At 61.6% G+C, this 15,465-nt stretch carries 14 protein-coding genes; 6 read left to right on the top strand and 8 right to left on the bottom strand.

All coding sequences use genetic code 11. The features are described 5' to 3' along the window. Window positions 1-49 precede the first annotated feature (49 nt). The 4 genes from POF45_RS03120 to sseE are packed head-to-tail and all read left to right on the top strand — an operon-like array spanning window position 50 to window position 3,057. Entirely contained in the window at window positions 50-535 is a 486-nt protein-coding gene (locus POF45_RS03120) for a SycD/LcrH family type III secretion system chaperone (RefSeq protein WP_259502762.1), read from the top strand. After that, on the top strand, window positions 532-2,019 hold the full coding sequence (sctE, locus tag POF45_RS03115; RefSeq protein WP_282315025.1) for a type III secretion system translocon subunit SseC family protein: 1,488 nt from the start codon (window positions 532-534) through the stop codon (window positions 2,017-2,019). The genes POF45_RS03120 and sctE overlap by 4 nt, the downstream gene beginning before the upstream one ends. Window positions 2,020-2,036: 17 nt before the next feature. Then, window positions 2,037-2,624 carry a type III secretion system translocon protein SseD gene (sseD, locus tag POF45_RS03110; protein WP_282315024.1) on the top strand — a complete coding sequence of 196 codons (588 nt, stop codon included), beginning with the start codon at window positions 2,037-2,039 and terminating at the stop codon, window positions 2,622-2,624. 1 nt (window position 2,625) lies between these two features. Then, on the top strand, window positions 2,626-3,057 hold the full coding sequence (gene sseE / locus POF45_RS03105) for a type III secretion system effector protein SseE (RefSeq protein ID WP_259502765.1): 432 nt from the start codon (window positions 2,626-2,628) through the stop codon (window positions 3,055-3,057). Window positions 3,058-3,377: 320 nt separating this feature from the next. On the opposite strand, the gene POF45_RS03100 is transcribed toward sseE, so the two are convergent. The 6 genes from POF45_RS03100 to POF45_RS03075 all read right to left on the bottom strand — a co-directional run bounded on the left by POF45_RS03100 (window position 3,378) and on the right by POF45_RS03075 (window position 10,177). After that, window positions 3,378-4,664, bottom strand: coding sequence for an NAD(P)/FAD-dependent oxidoreductase (locus tag POF45_RS03100; protein ID WP_282315023.1), 1,287 nt, complete (start codon window positions 4,662-4,664; stop codon window positions 3,378-3,380). Further along, window positions 4,657-6,246, bottom strand: a complete 1,590-nt coding sequence (locus POF45_RS03095) for an aldehyde dehydrogenase (NADP(+)) (RefSeq protein ID WP_282315022.1) — start codon at window positions 6,244-6,246, stop codon at window positions 4,657-4,659. The genes POF45_RS03100 and POF45_RS03095 overlap by 8 nt, the downstream gene beginning before the upstream one ends. Window positions 6,247-6,319: 73 nt before the next feature. Next, on the bottom strand, window positions 6,320-7,267 hold the full coding sequence (locus POF45_RS03090; protein WP_259502768.1) for a dihydrodipicolinate synthase family protein: 948 nt from the start codon (window positions 7,265-7,267) through the stop codon (window positions 6,320-6,322). Between the two features lie 60 nt (window positions 7,268-7,327). After that, entirely contained in the window at window positions 7,328-8,254 is a 927-nt protein-coding gene (locus POF45_RS03085; RefSeq protein WP_259502769.1) for a 4-hydroxyproline epimerase, read from the bottom strand. Between the two features lie 30 nt (window positions 8,255-8,284). Beyond that, window positions 8,285-9,931, bottom strand: a complete 1,647-nt coding sequence (locus POF45_RS03080; RefSeq protein WP_282315021.1) for an APC family permease — start codon at window positions 9,929-9,931, stop codon at window positions 8,285-8,287. 21 nt (window positions 9,932-9,952) lie between these two features. After that, entirely contained in the window at window positions 9,953-10,177 is a 225-nt protein-coding gene (locus tag POF45_RS03075; RefSeq protein WP_259502771.1) for a hypothetical protein, read from the bottom strand. Here POF45_RS03075 and POF45_RS03070 point away from each other — a divergent pair. Beyond that, window positions 10,176-10,949, top strand: a complete 774-nt coding sequence (locus POF45_RS03070) for an AraC family transcriptional regulator (protein ID WP_282315020.1) — start codon at window positions 10,176-10,178, stop codon at window positions 10,947-10,949. The two genes, POF45_RS03075 and POF45_RS03070, sit on opposite strands and share 2 nt — an antisense overlap. A 143-nt stretch (window positions 10,950-11,092) precedes the next feature. Here the strand turns inward: POF45_RS03070 and POF45_RS03065 are convergent, their stop codons facing one another. Further along, window positions 11,093-11,491: a RidA family protein gene (locus POF45_RS03065; RefSeq protein WP_259502773.1), complete on the bottom strand. Its 399-nt coding sequence runs from the start codon at window positions 11,489-11,491 to the stop codon at window positions 11,093-11,095. A 140-nt stretch (window positions 11,492-11,631) separates the two neighbouring features. On the opposite strand from POF45_RS03065, the gene POF45_RS03060 reads away from it, so the two are divergent. Beyond that, window positions 11,632-13,632: a peptidase U32 family protein gene (locus POF45_RS03060; protein WP_259502774.1), complete on the top strand. Its 2,001-nt coding sequence runs from the start codon at window positions 11,632-11,634 to the stop codon at window positions 13,630-13,632. Between the two features lie 47 nt (window positions 13,633-13,679). Here POF45_RS03060 and POF45_RS03055 read toward each other — a convergent pair whose 3' ends face one another. Continuing rightward, the gene (locus POF45_RS03055; RefSeq protein ID WP_259502775.1) at window positions 13,680-15,422 is read right to left on the bottom strand and encodes a dipeptidase; all 1,743 of its coding nucleotides are present in this window, start codon (window positions 15,420-15,422) and stop codon (window positions 13,680-13,682) included. Window positions 15,423-15,465 lie beyond the last annotated feature (43 nt).

Raw genomic sequence — 15,465 nt, 5'->3', positions numbered from 1 at the left:
TTCCAAGGTGGCCAGCCATGGAGGGCGGTTGTTTTTGCAAGGAGTCATCATGACACAACCTATTAGCAGTGCCGGTCAGGACGACCACGAAGTGCTTCAGCATTTCTTCGCACGCGGTGGCTCGATTCGTATGTTGGCTGATATCACGCAAGACGATATCGACAAGCTTTATGCCTACGCGACGCAGCTGTTCAACAGCGGCGATGTTCAAGCCGCACGCAACGTCTACACCCTGCTGGTGCGTATCGACCACTGGAACTTCGAGTGCTGGCTGGCCTTGGGGCTGTGCAACCAGCGGCTGGGCCTGCATCAAGAGGCGGTCAGCAGTTTCGGGCGCTCCGGGATGATCAAAGTGGATGATCCCCGATCCGCCTATTTCGCCGGCATCAGCCATAGCCTTCTGGGGCAGATCGAATGCGCCCGTAAAGCATTCAATGCCGCGATCAAATGGTGTAACCAACAACCTGAACATGAGGTTATTCAGCACAGTGCCGCGCAATTGCTGGCTCATTGTGCGGTGGAGGGATCGGCATGAGCATCACCTTGAATACGCGCCCGCTGACGGCGCCGCAAACCGAGCAGATGCTCGTCCCGGACACCCCGAAAATCCACACAGAAGCCCAAACCGGGACCACGGGTTCGCGCGGTCCTTCGACGGCATTCGGCGATATCAGCCAGCAGCATTCGCGGGTCAATACACCGCCGCCGCCCAAGCTCCAGGTGTCGCAGCTTGAGGCCATGAAAGCCCTGGACCGGATCTTTGCCAATGTCCCGGCCAAGAACGACAGCGGCACACCGATCAGCCTCAAGGATCTGGAAAAGATCCCGATGGACTCGATCATGTTGGCCTCGACACTGCTGTCCAGTGAAATCCTGGGCAGTACCGCCATGGCCAAGTCCAAGGCCCTGGCGATCATGACCGACAAGCAGGAGCGAGTGCGCCAGCAAGAGGTGGTGGACTTCCGCGAGCAAATGGACAAAGCCGTTGAGCAGCAGGAGAAAGCCAAGAAGGCAGGCATCTTCGGCGTGATCTTCGATTGGGTGATCGCCGCCGTGGAAATTGTCACGGGCGTGGCGAAGATCGTCGGTGGCGCGCTGACCGGCAATGTCATGACGGCTGCCGGCGGGGCGATGGACCTGATGGCGGGGCTCGCCGGCGTGGTCAAGGCGGCCGCCAACACCATGGCCCTGATCGATCCCGACAACGCGCAAAAGTACCGGGAAATCGCCGATGTCGCCGGTAAGGTCCAGCTGGGCTTTGAAATTGCCGGGGCCGTGATCGACATCACCAGTGCCGCCCGCAACATGCTGATGACCAAAGTCATTCCGAAAGTCGCCGGAACGGTGCTCAAGGAAGGTGCCGAACAAGCCCTGGTGGCGGGCATCAAGGCCGGTAGCAAAGGCGCCATCGACCAGACCGCGAAGATGGTCGGCAAGGAAGTGGCGTCGCAGGTGTCCGCGCAAATTGCCCAGAGCCTGGGCAAGGCTGCCATGGAAGCGTCCAAGACCGCCGGCAAGGAAGCGGCGCAGAAAATCGTGCAACAGCTCGGCGTCAACCGGATGTTGGAGAAGTTTTCCCAGGAAGCCATCGAACAGCTGGTGACCAAAGCGGTGCAAAAGGTCGGGTACGGCGCGATCGACAAAGGCGTGGAAATGACCGCCAAGGAAGTGACCAAGGCCGTGACCAAGGAGATCAATCGCGAAGTGCTGCAAGTCGCGCTCAAGGCTTCGACCTATACCGCCGTCAACGTCACCCGCAGCGCGGTGGCCGGCGCCAGCCAGATCACCTCCGGGGCGCTGGCCGTGGACCGCGCCAAGCTGCAGAAAGAGATCAGTCAACTGATGCTCGATCAGCAATGGCTGCAGTCGCTTTTCACCTTCTACAAAGACGAAAAAGACGCCGCCATGAAGCGCATCGGTGAACTGATCGAAGGACAGTCCCAGGTGGTGCAGGACGGCAGTAAAGCCATCGCGCAAGCCGGTGCGGTGCAAGTGCAGATTGCCTCGGCAATGGTTTGATACCAGGAGAAGAACAGATGACCACTACAGTGAATACTCAACCGTTGGCCGCTGCTTTGCCCGTGCAGGACGCCGGGGACACCCGTACGTTCGATACCGGGGACAACGCGTTCACGCGCATCAACGAAATCATCATGCTGATGAAGAAAATGAACATCGAGATGCGCGATACCTTGCGCGAGTTTCACGATGACATGCAAAAGAATGCCTTCGATAAACAGCTCACAGCGCTGGAGACCAAGCAAAGCGCGATTGAATCGACCTTCAAGGCCGCCATGACCGGGGCGATTGGCCAGATTGTGTCCGGTGTCGTGAATTTTGGTGGCGCCCTGACCGGCAGCCAACTGGCGTCGTCGGCCACCACGGGGCTCGGCAAAGTCAGTGAGGGGCTTGGCGGGGTTGCGGCAGCGGGTGTCAGTCGTGACGCGCAACAAGCGCAAATACTGGGAGAGTTCCAGGCCAATGCCGCGGAAAACTTTGCGAAAAACGTGGCAGCCACCGCCGACCGTGCCGCCGAGGCTTCGCGACAACTGCGTGACGCCACCCGTGAACTGGTCGGCCTCTATGAGCGGATGGCCAATGCCGTACAGATGAGGGCGAAGTGAAATGCCTGCTCTCCAGTCTATTGATCCGGTCACGCAGTTTCTCAAGTCGCAGGGTTTGCAGCCAGAAGTCGCCTATTTTGAAAAAAGCGAATTCGTCATGGGTTGGCAGGTCCAGTTGGGAGATTTCGAACTGGTGTACCGGTTTGAAGACAGCACCTTGACGGTGTGTAACTTCACCGCCATCGAAAGCGCCAAAGGAACAAGCGGCGCGGTTTCGCAGTTCATCTCGTTGATCCACCGGATCGAGCGCTATGTCAAAGAGCTTTCTTCGGTGCGAGGACGATTCATCGACAGTGTTGCAAACTCGCAGATCAATCAGGTTCGTGAGCGACTGGCGAAAGTATTGGTGGCCCAGGGGGCATCCTGGGAAGAAGTCGAGGGTGAGTCCTGGCTGGTTTACCCACTCGCCTCAAAGACCACTCAAGCGTCATAGCGTTGAAATGGGAAGGGCACTTCATTGTGCCTTTCACATTTGTATTGCGGATGTTCAACGCCTGAAGCATTGAAGACATTTCAATGCCTTTTTTACTGATGTTGACTGGTTGCTCCGAAGTCTACTTTCCCTGTCTGCTCGGCCACCCGGATAGAGGGAGTCTACCGTTCTCAATGGTCGAGCAACGTTTTTCACTCCTGGTGTTGTTAGATGATTTTCTTTTTCATCGGTCAGCAATTATCCATTTATTAATGCGGTATCGTTGATGCCGGGGTGCAAAAACAGCGCAGGTTGGAACGGTTTCCGTTGCCAGCCTTCGCTCAGAAACGCCCCAGCCTGTACGGCTCGATCGCTGGCAACCCATGGCTGTTGCTGATGGTCGCCGGTAATGCCATCCGGGCGATGAGTTCGGCAGTGATTGCAGCTTGGGTCAGGCCCAGGTGTTGGTGGCCGAAAGCGAGTAGCACCCGGCCATCGCACACCCGATCGATGATCGGCAGGGAGTCCGGCAACGACGGACGAAAGCCCATCCAGGGCGTGGCATCCGCCGCGTTCAAATCATCGCTGAACAGGCCTTTGCTCAGGCGGTGCAGTTGCCAGGCGCGCGCCATGTTCGCCGGGCGCTTGAGGCCAGCGAATTCGACGGTGCCCGCCAACCGCAACCCGTCAGCCATCGGCGTCATGATGAACTTGCGCTCCAGCGAGGTGACGGCGAAAGGCAGCCGATCATGCTCATGGGGCAACATCAGGTGATAGCCGCGTTCCGTGTCCAGCGGGACTTTTTTGCCGGTCAGCGCAGCGGTGAGTGTCGCGGAATGGGCGCCACAGGCGATCAGCACCTGACGGGCCGTCAAATAGCCTTGTTCGGTGATCAGCGAAACGCCACGCTCGTGTAAATGTCCGCCCAGGACCCGATGCTTCAAGAACTGCACGCCGCTGGCCTTGGCGGCCTCAACCAGTGCACAGACGGCCCGGTACGGGTCAACAAAGTGCCCGGTGCGCGGGTAGAACAACCCCCCCTGAATCCGCTCGCTGAGTTGTGGCGCCACGTCGCGCACGGCGCTGGCGGTCCAGTAGTCGACCGGCACTGCCTGAGCGCGCATCCGTGCCTGTAATGCGTCGATGGCCAGGCGCGAATCGGGACGTTCGAACACCAGCAACGAACCGTCTTCTCTCAGCAGCTCCGGGCGGCCGATTTCCGCCAGCAACCGGTGCCACGCACCGAGGCTGCTTTCGTTGAGTGCGCGCAGGCCGGCCACCGTACGCTGGAAAGGCGCCGGGCGCAGGTTCAACAACAGGCGGGTGAACCAGGGCAGGGCGCGGGGCATGTACTGCCAGTCCAGACGCAGCGGCCCCATCGGATCCATGAGCATGCCCGGCAGACGCTTGAGGATCGACAGGTCGGCAACCGGAAACACTTGCTCGGTCGCCACATGCCCGGCATTGCCGTACGAGGCACCCCGGCCGGGATCCTGTTGATCGATCACCACCACCCGCAAACCCTGGCGCGCCAGACGCAAGGCACAGGCGACGCCAATGATGCCGGCGCCGACCACCGCGATATCGGTAGTGTCGTGTGGACCGGTTGAAGCGAGATGATCAGACATTGTCTTGAGCTTCTCCCTGGCCATCGAGCAGGCGGCGCAGTTGCAGCGGATTGCCGTGTTTGAGCGCGGCAGGCAGCAAGCTGTCAGGGAAGTCCTGGTAGCAGACCGGACGCAGGAACCGCAGGATGGCGGCAGTGCCGACCGAGGTCGTGCGCGAGTCCGAGGTGGCCGGAAAGGGGCCGCCATGCACCATGGCATCGCTGACCTCGACGCCCGTTGGCCAGCCGTTGACCAACAGGCGCCCGGCTTTGCGCTCCAGCACCGGCAGCAACGCCCTGGCGTGCTCAAGGTCAGCGTCATCCAGGTGCAAGGTTGCAGTCAGTTGTCCTTCAAGGTGTTCGATGACCTGGCGTGTTTCATCGTCATCAGCACATTGCACGATCAGTGAAGCGGCGCCGAATATCTCGGCCTGCAACGCCGCGTCGGCGAGGAAATCCTGCGCCTGCGTGACGAACAGATGGGCCTGGCATTGATTCGGGCTTTCACCCCTGAGGCCAGCGGCTGTCAGCTGCGCGTTAGCGTGTTCGAGCAGCAGACCGACGCCGGTTTCGTAGGCGTTGAAGATGCCGGGAGTGAGCATGGTCTGCGCCGTAATGCGTTCCACCAGGCCCGCCGCCGTCTTGATGAAACGCTCAAGGCCCGGCCCCTGACGGGCAATCACCAGACCGGGGTTGGTGCAGAACTGGCCAGCGCCCTGGGTCAGTGAAGCGACAAATCCTTGCGCCAGCGCTTCGCCGCGCGCGTCCAGCGCCGCCGGGAAAAGCAGCACCGGGTTGATCGAACTCATTTCGGCAAACACCGGGATCGGTTCAGGACGAGCCTGTGCAGCCTTGCACAAAGCGATGCCGCCATTGCGTGAACCGGTAAAGCCCACCGCCTTGATACGTGGGTCGCTGACCAGGGCGATACCGACGTCATTGCCCGCACCGAACAGCAGCGAAAATACGCCTTCGGGCAGCCCGCATTTTTTCACGGCATCAGCGACCGCACGGCCCACCAGTTCGCTGGTGCCGGGATGAGCGCCGTGCGCCTTGACGATCACCGGGCAACCCGCCGCCAAGGCTGAAGCGCTGTCACCGCCGGCGACGGAGAAGGCCAGCGGAAAGTTGCTGGCGCCAAACACGGCCACCGGGCCCAGCGGCACCTGGCGTTGACGCAGGTCCGGACGTGGCAGTGGCTGGCGCTGCGCTAACGCCGTGTCAACGCGCACGCCCAGCCAGTCACCGGCACGCACGACGCGGGCAAAGGTTCGCAGCTGCTGGCAGGTGCGACCGCGTTCACCCAGGATGCGCGGGCGCGGCAGGCCGGTCTCGGCGACAGCGCGCTCAATCAGTTCGTCGCCCAGTGATTCGATCTCATCGGCAATCGTTTCGAGAAAGTGGGCGCGGACAGTCAAAGGCGTCTCGCGATAGCTGTCAAAGGCTGCCCACGCCAACGCGCACGCCTGTTCGACATGCGCGCCGGTGGCGCCGGGATAGGCGGGTTCGAGTGGGTGATCGGTGGCTGGATCGATGGCCCGGAGCGCTTGCTGGCTACCGGTAACGGCCTGCTGACCGATCAGCATGTTGCCTGTCAGAGTCATGGCGCTTTCCTGGAAAAGAGGAGGGGCCCGACGGCGAAACAGCAGCGCCGTCGGGCTCGGACACAGGTGGCGGTCAGGCGACGTTCTGTTCTGCCGACCAGTTTTTGTACCACTGGCGGAACAACGCGTACTGGTGCTCGGCGTAATGGCGCTGGGCGTCGCTGAGTGCATCGGTTTCGTTGAAATGCAGGCTGTATTGCTGGTCGCCATTGAGCACCATCAGGTGCTTGTAATAGAGCACCAGGTCGCAGCCCTCATCGAACGAGGACAAGACCGCCAGTGCCGACTCCAGCTCTCTGGCCAGTCGCCGGGCCTTGGCGTCGCCTTTGGCCGCCTGCTTGCTCAGCGCCACCAGTTGCAGCACTTCGCGGGGCAGCGCGTTGCCGATGCCGGTAATCGCGCCAGTGGCGTTGCAGTTGACGAAGCCGTGTACCACTTGCGTATCGACGCCGACCATCAGCGTGACGTTGTCGTCTTGCGAGGTGATGTTCTCGGCGGCATAACGCAGGTCGGCGGCACCGCCGAACTCCTTGAAGCCGATCAGGTTCGGGTGCTCGCGGCGCAGTTCGAAGAACAAATCGGCGCGGGTGGCGAAGCCGTAGTAGGGGCTGTTGTAGATCACCGAGGGCAGGTTCGGAGCGGCCTTCAGGATCGCGCTGAAGTGGGCTTTTTGCGCCGCAGGCGATGCACCGCGAGACAGGACACGAGGGATGACCATCAAGCCATGTGCGCCGACTTTGGCCGCATGCGCCGTATGGGAAATCGCTTCGCGGCTGTTGACCGCCCCGGTGCCGACGATGGTTGGAACACCCGCCGCGACCAGGCGCGCCACGCCTTCCTGACGCTCGGCTTCGGTCAGCAGCGGCCAGTCACCCATGGAGCCGCAGTACACCACCGCGCTCATGCCGATATCGATCAGTTCGCGACCCTTGGCCACCAGTGCGTCGAAGTCAGGCTTGCGCTCCTGGGTGCACGGGGTCATCAGCGCGGGAATGCAGCCAGTGAAAATGTTGTCGCTCATTGTTGTAACTCCTTGAAGCGTTGATTCGAATGGATTGAGGGAGAAGCGATGCGCGGTCACTCAGATGCCCCACGCAAAGGCATCCTGTTCGTCGATCAGCAGGGTGCAGTCGGCGGTCATGAAGGCCTGGCCGGTGATGAACGGGCGCACGCGTTCGCCGTCCCATTCGTAACGGCCGATGAACTGGCTGGCGGTGATGCTGGCCTGGACCCAGGGTTCACCGGCGGCCAGTTTTCCATCGGCCGCCAGGCACGCCAGTTTGGCGCTGGTGCCGGTGCCGCAGGGCGAGCGGTCGTAGGCCTTGCCAGGGCACATGACGAAGTTGCGGCTGTCGGCCCGGTCATCCTCGGCAAACAGTTCGACATGGTCGATGAGCGCGCCGTCTTCGCCATGGATGCCCTGGGCTTCAAGCGCCTTGAGCATCGCCCAGGTGAACGCGGTGAGGGCTTCGACGTTGTCCAGTTGCAACGTCTGCCCGTGGTCGGACACCAGGAAAAACCAGTTGCCGCCCCAGGCGATATCACCGTAGACGCGGCCATGCCCCGGTACGTCGACCGGCACCTGTTGGCGCAAGCGGTAGGCGGGCACATTGCGCAGCGTCACCGTGCCGTCGTCATGCAGCGTGGCGTCAACCGGCCCGACCGGCGTGTCGATCTTGTGCACACCGGGGTCGATCTGCCCCAGGTAGTGCAACGAGTTGATCAGGCCGATGGTGCCGTGACCGCACATGCCGAGGTAGCCGGCGTTATTGAAGAAGATCACGCCGCAGGTGGCGCCCGCCGACACCGGTTCGCAATACAGCGCGCCGACCAGCACATCGTTGCCACGGGGTTCCAGCAGGCAGGCACGGCGCCATTGGTCATGCTGGTTGCGCAGGGCGTCGCGCTTCTCGACCATGGTGGCGCCGGGCAATGGGGGAAAGCCTTTCATCACCAGACGCGTCGGTTCGCCGCCAGTGTGGGAGTCGATGACATGCACTTTTTTCATGAAACTGTCCTTTGGCAGAGAGCCTGAATCTCAGGAAGAAGCCTGGATGCGCGCAGCGGCAGGGCGTTGACCTGTCGCCGGGCCGGCGAGTGTCGGTTCAGCTTCGCTTTCGTCGTCTTCATCTTCCAGCCGGACCAGATGTGCCGGCACGCCGGTTGCCGCGCCCCAGCAATAGATGCCCAGCGCACAGGCCGCCACGGCCAGGGTGTCGAAGGGATGGCTGAGCACGCCCAGGCCGCCGAAACTGCCGAGCTTCGATAGCACGATGGTCACGGCGTAGAAGCCGATCAGCCACGCCGACGAGCGCACTTGTCGGGCCAGGCTCAGGTGATGGGTCGGCACGAAGCGACCGCACAGCAGGTACACCACGAACATCAGGATTTGCAGGCCGAGCAGCCAGGACACGGTGTCCCAACCCGACCAGTAGACGATCAGCGCGGCGATGATGAATGACAGCGGGCCCAGCACGCTCATGCCCTTGACCCGGAACGGGCGCGGCATGTCAGGCGCATTGCGCCGTAGCGCGGCAACCGACACCGGGGCGACCGCGTAGCTCAACACCAGCGCGGCGGAGACAACGTTGATCAGCGCCTCCCAGGAAGGAAAGGGCAGGGTCCAGAACACCGACAAGGCGAAGGTCAACCACAGCGCCGGGCGCGGGATGCCGGACTTTTCGTCGATGCGGGTGAACACCTTGAAGAACGTGCCGGTTTGTGCCCAGCCATAGACCACGCGCGGTGTCGCGTTCATGTAGATGTTGCCGCAGCCGCTGGGGGAGATCACCGCGTCAGCGACCACCAGATAAGCCAACCAACCCACGCCCAGCGCCAGGGCGATGTCGCGATACGGCAGCGCCAGTTGCTGGGTGACGCCCGCCCAGCCGTTGACCAGCATCTCGGTGGGCACGCCGCCGAGGAAGGCCAGTTGCAACAGCACATAGATCAGGGTCGACAGCAGCACGGACAGGATCATCGCAATCGGGATGGTGCGCTGCGGGTTCTTGACTTCGCTCGCCACCGAAATAATCGGCGTCAACCCCAGGTAGGCGAAGATCACGCCCCCCGCAGACACCGCCATCTCGACGCCCGACAGGCCGAAGGGCGCAAAGCCCTGGGCATGCAGATTTTCCGGTTTGAAGAAGGTGAACAGCACGCCGATCACCAGCAGCGGGACGATGAACTTGAACACGCTGACCAGGTTGTTGGCGATGGCAAAGGTCTTCACGCTGCGATAGTTGAGCACGAAGAACAGGCACAGCAGGGCCAGTTGCATCAGCCAGCCAAGGATCGTCGGATCACTGGAACCGGCCTTGGTCAGCTCGGGAAACCAGGCGGCTGCGTACTGGCGAGAGGCGACCACTTCGATCGCCACCAGGCTGGTGAAGGCAATCAAGGTGATGAAGCCCATCAGATAGCCAAGCAACGGTCCGTGGGAGTACACCGGGTAGCGAACCACGCCACCGGCACGCGGCAGCGCCGCACCCAATTCGCAGTAGACAATGCCCAGCAACAACACGGCAAAGCCTCCCAGCAGCCAGGAGAAAATCCCTGCCGGCCCGGCGATGGCGGAGACGTGACTGGCGGCGAACAACCAGCCCGAACCGAAGATCGCGCCGAGCCCGATGAACGTAAGGTCTATCAACGAAAGTTGTCTTTTGAACTTGCCTTTGCCTGACATAGCGTCGCGCCTTCTTGTGGGTTATTGGGTAGGCAGGTGTGCATGCAATGGCCATAGCGTGAACGCGTCGGCGCGCTGGCGATTGATGTTTTGCATGGGTGTGAATGACGAAATCAGCACAATGCGCAAGGCTTGGCGGCCGCTGCGCTGTCGCATGAAAGTGAGGCTCGACAGCGTGCCAGCCATGGAGCAATCTGGATAAAAGACGCCTCGCAAGAGGCCGCCAATCGTGAGGGTGAGATTCATGACGCAGAGCGCTTTTGCGGTCTTGTGCCAAGGGAACGATCAGCGTCGCCCTGAAACCATCGAAGAATTACTGGCGGGCGTAGCGCCGCTTTTGCCGATGCTGGATGTGATCCCCAATGCCGCGATATTCATCAAGGATGTCCAGGCGCGTTACGTCATGGCCAATCTGACCCTGGTTCAGCGCTGTGGATTGAAGCAACTGCAACCGCTGCTTGGAAAAACCAGCGCCGAGGTCTTTCCAGAGCAATTGGGGCCGGGCTACACCGAGCAGGATCGGCGTGTACTGGAGCAGGGTTTTGTTCTGCAAGATCAACTGGAGCTGCACTTGTATGGCAGTCGAGAACCCGGTTGGTGCCTGACGCACAAACAGCCGTTGTATAACCGATACGGTGTGATCATCGGCCTGGCCGGGATATCCGTTGACCTGCAATCGGCCAGCGACACCCATCCGGCCTACCAGCGTCTGGCCGCCGTTGACGAACACATACGCGCAAATTTCAATCGCCGTATCACCCTGGGCGAACTGACACGTATCGCCGGCATTTCAGTGGCGCAACTGGAAAGATACTGCAAACGGGTATTCCACCTGACGCCCCGGCAGATGATTCAAAAAATCCGCCTGGAACACGCGCACCGTTTGCTGCACACCACCATTCCCATCACCGAAGTCGCCTTGCAGTGCGGTTACACCGACCACAGCGCGTTCACCCGACAGTTCAAGGCCCTGACCGGTTTCACCCCGCGCCACTATCGGCTTGCGACCGGGCATTGAGTGGGACGCATCACCGTGGCGAGGGAGCTTGCTCCCGCTGGGGCGCGAGGCGGCCCCTCTCTTCAAGTACAGCAGGGGTCCGCTACGCAGTCCGGCGGCAGCAAGCTTCCTCGCCACGGCACCTGACTGTTTTGTGCGGGTGGTTACCGGGCTCGGCGCACCGCCACACACTTGATCTCCACCAGCAACCCCGGCTGGGCCAGTTCGCTGACGCCGATGCACGTCCAGGCACACAAACCTCTGGGGAATAGCCGGTTCTTCACCTCGCGAAACACCGGCATGTGCTGTGCCAGATCCACGTGATAAGTGGTCATGTCGACCACATCCTCGAAGCTGCAACCGCCAGCGGCCAGCACACTGCGCAGGCTTTCCCAGGCGGTGACGAACTGCTGCTCGGGATCGTGGATCACTTGCAGGTCGGGCGTTCTGCCCACCTGGCCGGCACAGTACAGCGTGTCGCCGACCTTGACCGCCGGGGCGTATCCGGCGCGTTCGACGATGGCTTTCATGGCCTCTGGAATGATGATTTCGCGGTCCGACATCGTGGGTGCTCCGGGTGGGTCGTCGGCGGATTCTAGCAGTAGCCGGGGGATGGGCGAGCCGCCATCCGGCTCCCCACGGATGCCACCCCCGCATTTCGCCGCTACAATGCGCGCACCCGTGACAAACCAGACTAAAAAATATGTCCTTACCCAAGCATCACCTGGAACTGCTCAGCCCCGCCCGCGACGTGACCATCGCCCGTGAGGCCATCCTCCACGGCGCCGACGCCGTGTACATCGGGGGGCCGAGTTTCGGTGCCCGGCACAACGCCTGCAACGAGGTGGGCGAGATTGCCCAACTGGTTGAATTTGCCCGTCGCTATCACGCCCGTGTGTTCACCACCCTCAACACCATCCTGCATGACAACGAACTGGAGCCGGCGCGCAAGCTGATCCACCAGTTGTACGATGCCGGCGTCGATGCGCTGATCGTCCAGGATCTGGGTGTGATGGAGCTGGACATTCCGCCAATCGAGCTGCACGCCAGCACCCAGACCGACATCCGCACCCTGGCGCGGGCGAAGTTTCTTGATCAGGCCGGCTTCTCGCAACTGGTACTGGCGCGTGAACTGAACCTGCAAGAGATCCGCGCCATCGCCGATGAAACCGACGCCGCCATCGAGTTCTTTATCCATGGCGCGTTGTGCGTGGCGTTCTCCGGTCAGTGCAACATCTCGCACGCGCAAAATGGTCGCAGCGCCAACCGCGGCGACTGCTCCCAGGCCTGCCGCCTGCCGTACACCCTCAAAGACGATCAGGGGCGCGTGGTTGCCTATGAAAAGCACCTGCTGTCGATGAAAGACAACAACCAGAGCGCCAACATCCGCGCCCTGGTCGAAGCCGGCGTGCGTTCGTTCAAGATCGAGGGCCGCTACAAGGACATGGGCTACGTGAAGAACATCACGGCCTATTATCGCCAGCGCCTGGACGATGTGCTAGAAGATCGCCCGGATCTGGCCCGTGCCTCCAGCGGCCGCACCGCGCACTTTTTCCTGCCTGACCCGGACAAAACCTTCCACCGTGGCAGCACCGACTACTTCGTCAGCGAACGTAAAGTCGACATCGGCGCCTTCGACTCGCCGACGTTCACCGGTCTGCTGGTGGGCGTGGTGGAGAAAGTCGGCAAGCGCGACCTGCACGTGGTGACCCAGGAGCCGCTGTCCAATGGCGATGGCCTCAACGTGCAGGTCAAACGCGAAGTCGTGGGCTTTCGCGCCAACATCGCCGAGCCCAAGGGCGAGTTCGAAGAGGACGGCCAGAAGCGCTACCGCTACCGCGTCGAGCCCAACGAGATGCCGGAGGGCCTGTACCGCCTGCGACCAAATCACCCGCTGAGCCGCAACCTCGATCACAACTGGCAGCAGGCGTTGCTCAAGACTTCTGCCGAGCGCCGCGTGGGACTGGCCTGGGTCGCCAGGCTACGCGAAGATCGCCTGGAACTGATTGCCACGAGTGAGGAGGGCGTCAGCGCCAGCGTCGCACTCGACGGTCCGTTCGGGATGGCCAACAAGCCGGAGCAGGCACTGGAACAGTTGCACGATCTGCTCGGGCAACTGGGCACTACTCAGTACCACGCCACGGCCATCGAGCTGGACGCACCGCAGGCGTACTTCATTCCCAATTCTCAGCTCAAGGCGTTGCGCCGCGAAGTCATCGAGGCGCTGACCGAAGCCCGCGTCAAAGCCCATCCACGGGGCAGCCGCAAGGCCGAAACCAACCCGCCACCGGTGTACCCGGAATCGCACCTGTCGTTCCTGGCCAACGTCTACAACCAGAAGGCCCGGGATTTCTATCACCGTCACGGTGTTCAGCTGATCGACGCCGCGTTCGAGGCCCACGAGGAAACCGGTGAAGTGCCGGTGATGATCACCAAACACTGCCTGCGTTTCTCCTTCAACCTGTGCCCCAAGCAGGCCAAGGGCGTGACCGGCGTGCGGACCAAAGTCGCACCGATGCAACTGGTGCATGGCGATGAGGTGTTGACGTTGAAGTTCGACTGCAAGCCGTGCGAGATGCACGTCATCGGCAAGATCAAGGGGCATATCCTTGGCCTGCCGCTACCGGGTAGCCAAGCGGAACCGGTGGTGGGTTACATCAGCCCGGACGATCTGCTCAAGACCATCCCGCGCGCACCGCACTAAGCCGTTGAGGGTGTGGACCCGCCGCAATGGCGGGTCCGCAAGTGGCATCAGAGCGTCGGCAACTGCCCGATGCGCCCGATCATTTCAGTCACGATCTGCAAGTCCAGCTGGAACTGCTCGACGGTCTTGAATTCGCCGTCGGTGTGGCCGGTGTACTTGACTTCGGGTCTGGCCAGGCCGAACTGCACGCCATTGGGTAGTTTATGCACCGAGGTGGCGCCGGCAGAGGTGCCGTACTTGTGTTCCATACCGAGGTTTTCGGTGGCCACGGCCAGCAGCGCCTTGACCCATTCACCCTCGGGGTTGCGGTACATCGGCTCGGAGATCGAGTAGGTGAAGCTCGCCGCGATGTGCGTCTGCTTGCTCCAGGCGGCGATCTTTTCAGCGATGTCGGCCTTGAGTGCTTCCGGCGACTTGCCCTTCGGCACGCGCAGGTTGACCGCGAGTTTGAAGGCTTTGTCATCCTCGGCAACGTAGGTCAGGGACGCGGTCAGCGGCCCCATGAACTCATCGGAAAAACCGACGCCCAGTTTGCCACCCAGGTAATCCAGGCCCCAGTTGTCGGCGGCGTAACGAGCGGCGTCAGTGATCTGGTTGTGCTTGAGCGCAACCTTGCCGTCGAGGCTGTTGATGAAGTCGAGCATCCTGGCGACTGGGTTGACGCCAGATTCAGGTTCGGAGGAGTGGGCGGAAACCCCGGTGACGGTCAGTTGTACGTCCTTGCCGACGACTTTGGCCGCCACTTCGAAATCGCCACCGTTGCGCTTGGCATAATCAGCGCCGTCTTTTTCCAGGGTGGCGGCCAGTTCGGCAGGATTATCAGCCCCTACCAGGGTGGCAACCGACCTCGACGGAATCTGGTTGGTGGCCAGGCCGCCGGTCATCGAGGTGATCTCGGCGCCCTTGCCCTCGGCGTTACGCCGCGCAAACGTGGCCATGACCGTGCCCGAGCCTTTCTCGGCAATCACTACCGGGTAGCCGCCATCCAGCGCCAGGTTGTAGTTGGGCGTCGGGTTGCGTTCGAAGTAATAAGGGATGGCGTCGCCGGTGGTTTCCTCGGTGGTGTCTACCAGCAGCTTGAAATTGCGCGCCAGCGGCAGCTTCTCTTCCTTGATGATCTTCATCGCGTAGAGCGTCACGACGATGCCGTTCTTGTCATCCTCGGTGCCGCGGCCATACATGCGGTCGCCGATCAGCGTGACCTTGAATGGATCGAGGCGAGTGCCGTCTTTCAGCACCCAGTTCTCCGGCGTCACCGGCACTACGTCGGCGTGCGCGTGAATGCCCACCACTTCCTTGCCGCTGCCTTCCAGGGAGATTTCATAGACGCGGTTGTCGACGTTGCGAAAGTTCAGGTTGAACGATTGGGCAAGGCCCTTGATCTTGTCGCCGATCTTGATGAATTCCGGATTGTCGTGCTGGGCCACGCCGTCCACACGGAAGGTCGGAATCTCCACCAGCTCACGCAGAGTCTCGGTGGCCGCCGCGCCGTACTTCAGTCGCGCATAAATGCCCAGCAGGCGATAAATCTCGTTCTGCTGCTCGGCGGAAAGCGTCTTGTTGGCCTGGAACGCACTGATGGTCGGGCCGAGATGGTCGGCTTTCGCCAGATCGCTCTTGGCCAGACTGCCCAGGAACTGCCTGAAATCAGTGACCGATGTGTCACTGAAGGTCTTGAGAATCGCCGCGCTCTGTTGCGCGGTGATGTTGTCGGCCGCTTGCGTGGTGAACGACGAAAGGCTGGCCAGCATCAACGTTGTCGCGGCCAGGTGCTTGAGTGAGAAATCCATTGCTGGGGGCATTCCTTTGCAGGGAGTGAGTAAGAAGTATCTG

Origin of the sequence: Pseudomonas fungipugnans, from assembly GCF_029955235.1 — a bacterium.
Taxonomy (GTDB): Bacteria; Pseudomonadota; Gammaproteobacteria; order Pseudomonadales; family Pseudomonadaceae; genus Aquipseudomonas; species Aquipseudomonas fungipugnans.
This window is presented reverse-complemented; position numbering and strand designations above follow the sequence as displayed.

Coding starts and splice junctions, on each gene's coding strand:
- POF45_RS03065 (WP_259502773.1), bottom strand. CDS start 11,491: ATGTCGGACCGCGAAATCATCATTCCAGAGGCCATGAAAGCCATCGTC.
- POF45_RS03075 (WP_259502771.1), bottom strand. CDS start 10,177: ATGAATCTCACCCTCACGATTGGCGGCCTCTTGCGAGGCGTCTTTTAT.
- POF45_RS03070 (WP_282315020.1), top strand. CDS start 10,176: ATGACGCAGAGCGCTTTTGCGGTCTTGTGCCAAGGGAACGATCAGCGT.
- POF45_RS03055 (WP_259502775.1), bottom strand. CDS start 15,422: ATGGATTTCTCACTCAAGCACCTGGCCGCGACAACGTTGATGCTGGCC.
- POF45_RS03100 (WP_282315023.1), bottom strand. CDS start 4,664: ATGTCTGATCATCTCGCTTCAACCGGTCCACACGACACTACCGATATC.
- POF45_RS03090 (WP_259502768.1), bottom strand. CDS start 7,267: ATGAGCGACAACATTTTCACTGGCTGCATTCCCGCGCTGATGACCCCG.
- POF45_RS03095 (WP_282315022.1), bottom strand. CDS start 6,246: ATGACTCTGACAGGCAACATGCTGATCGGTCAGCAGGCCGTTACCGGT.
- POF45_RS03080 (WP_282315021.1), bottom strand. CDS start 9,931: ATGTCAGGCAAAGGCAAGTTCAAAAGACAACTTTCGTTGATAGACCTT.
- POF45_RS03120 (WP_259502762.1), top strand. CDS start 50: ATGACACAACCTATTAGCAGTGCCGGTCAGGACGACCACGAAGTGCTT.
- POF45_RS03060 (WP_259502774.1), top strand. CDS start 11,632: ATGTCCTTACCCAAGCATCACCTGGAACTGCTCAGCCCCGCCCGCGAC.
- sseD (WP_282315024.1), top strand. CDS start 2,037: ATGACCACTACAGTGAATACTCAACCGTTGGCCGCTGCTTTGCCCGTG.
- POF45_RS03085 (WP_259502769.1), bottom strand. CDS start 8,254: ATGAAAAAAGTGCATGTCATCGACTCCCACACTGGCGGCGAACCGACG.
- sseE (WP_259502765.1), top strand. CDS start 2,626: ATGCCTGCTCTCCAGTCTATTGATCCGGTCACGCAGTTTCTCAAGTCG.
- sctE (WP_282315025.1), top strand. CDS start 532: ATGAGCATCACCTTGAATACGCGCCCGCTGACGGCGCCGCAAACCGAG.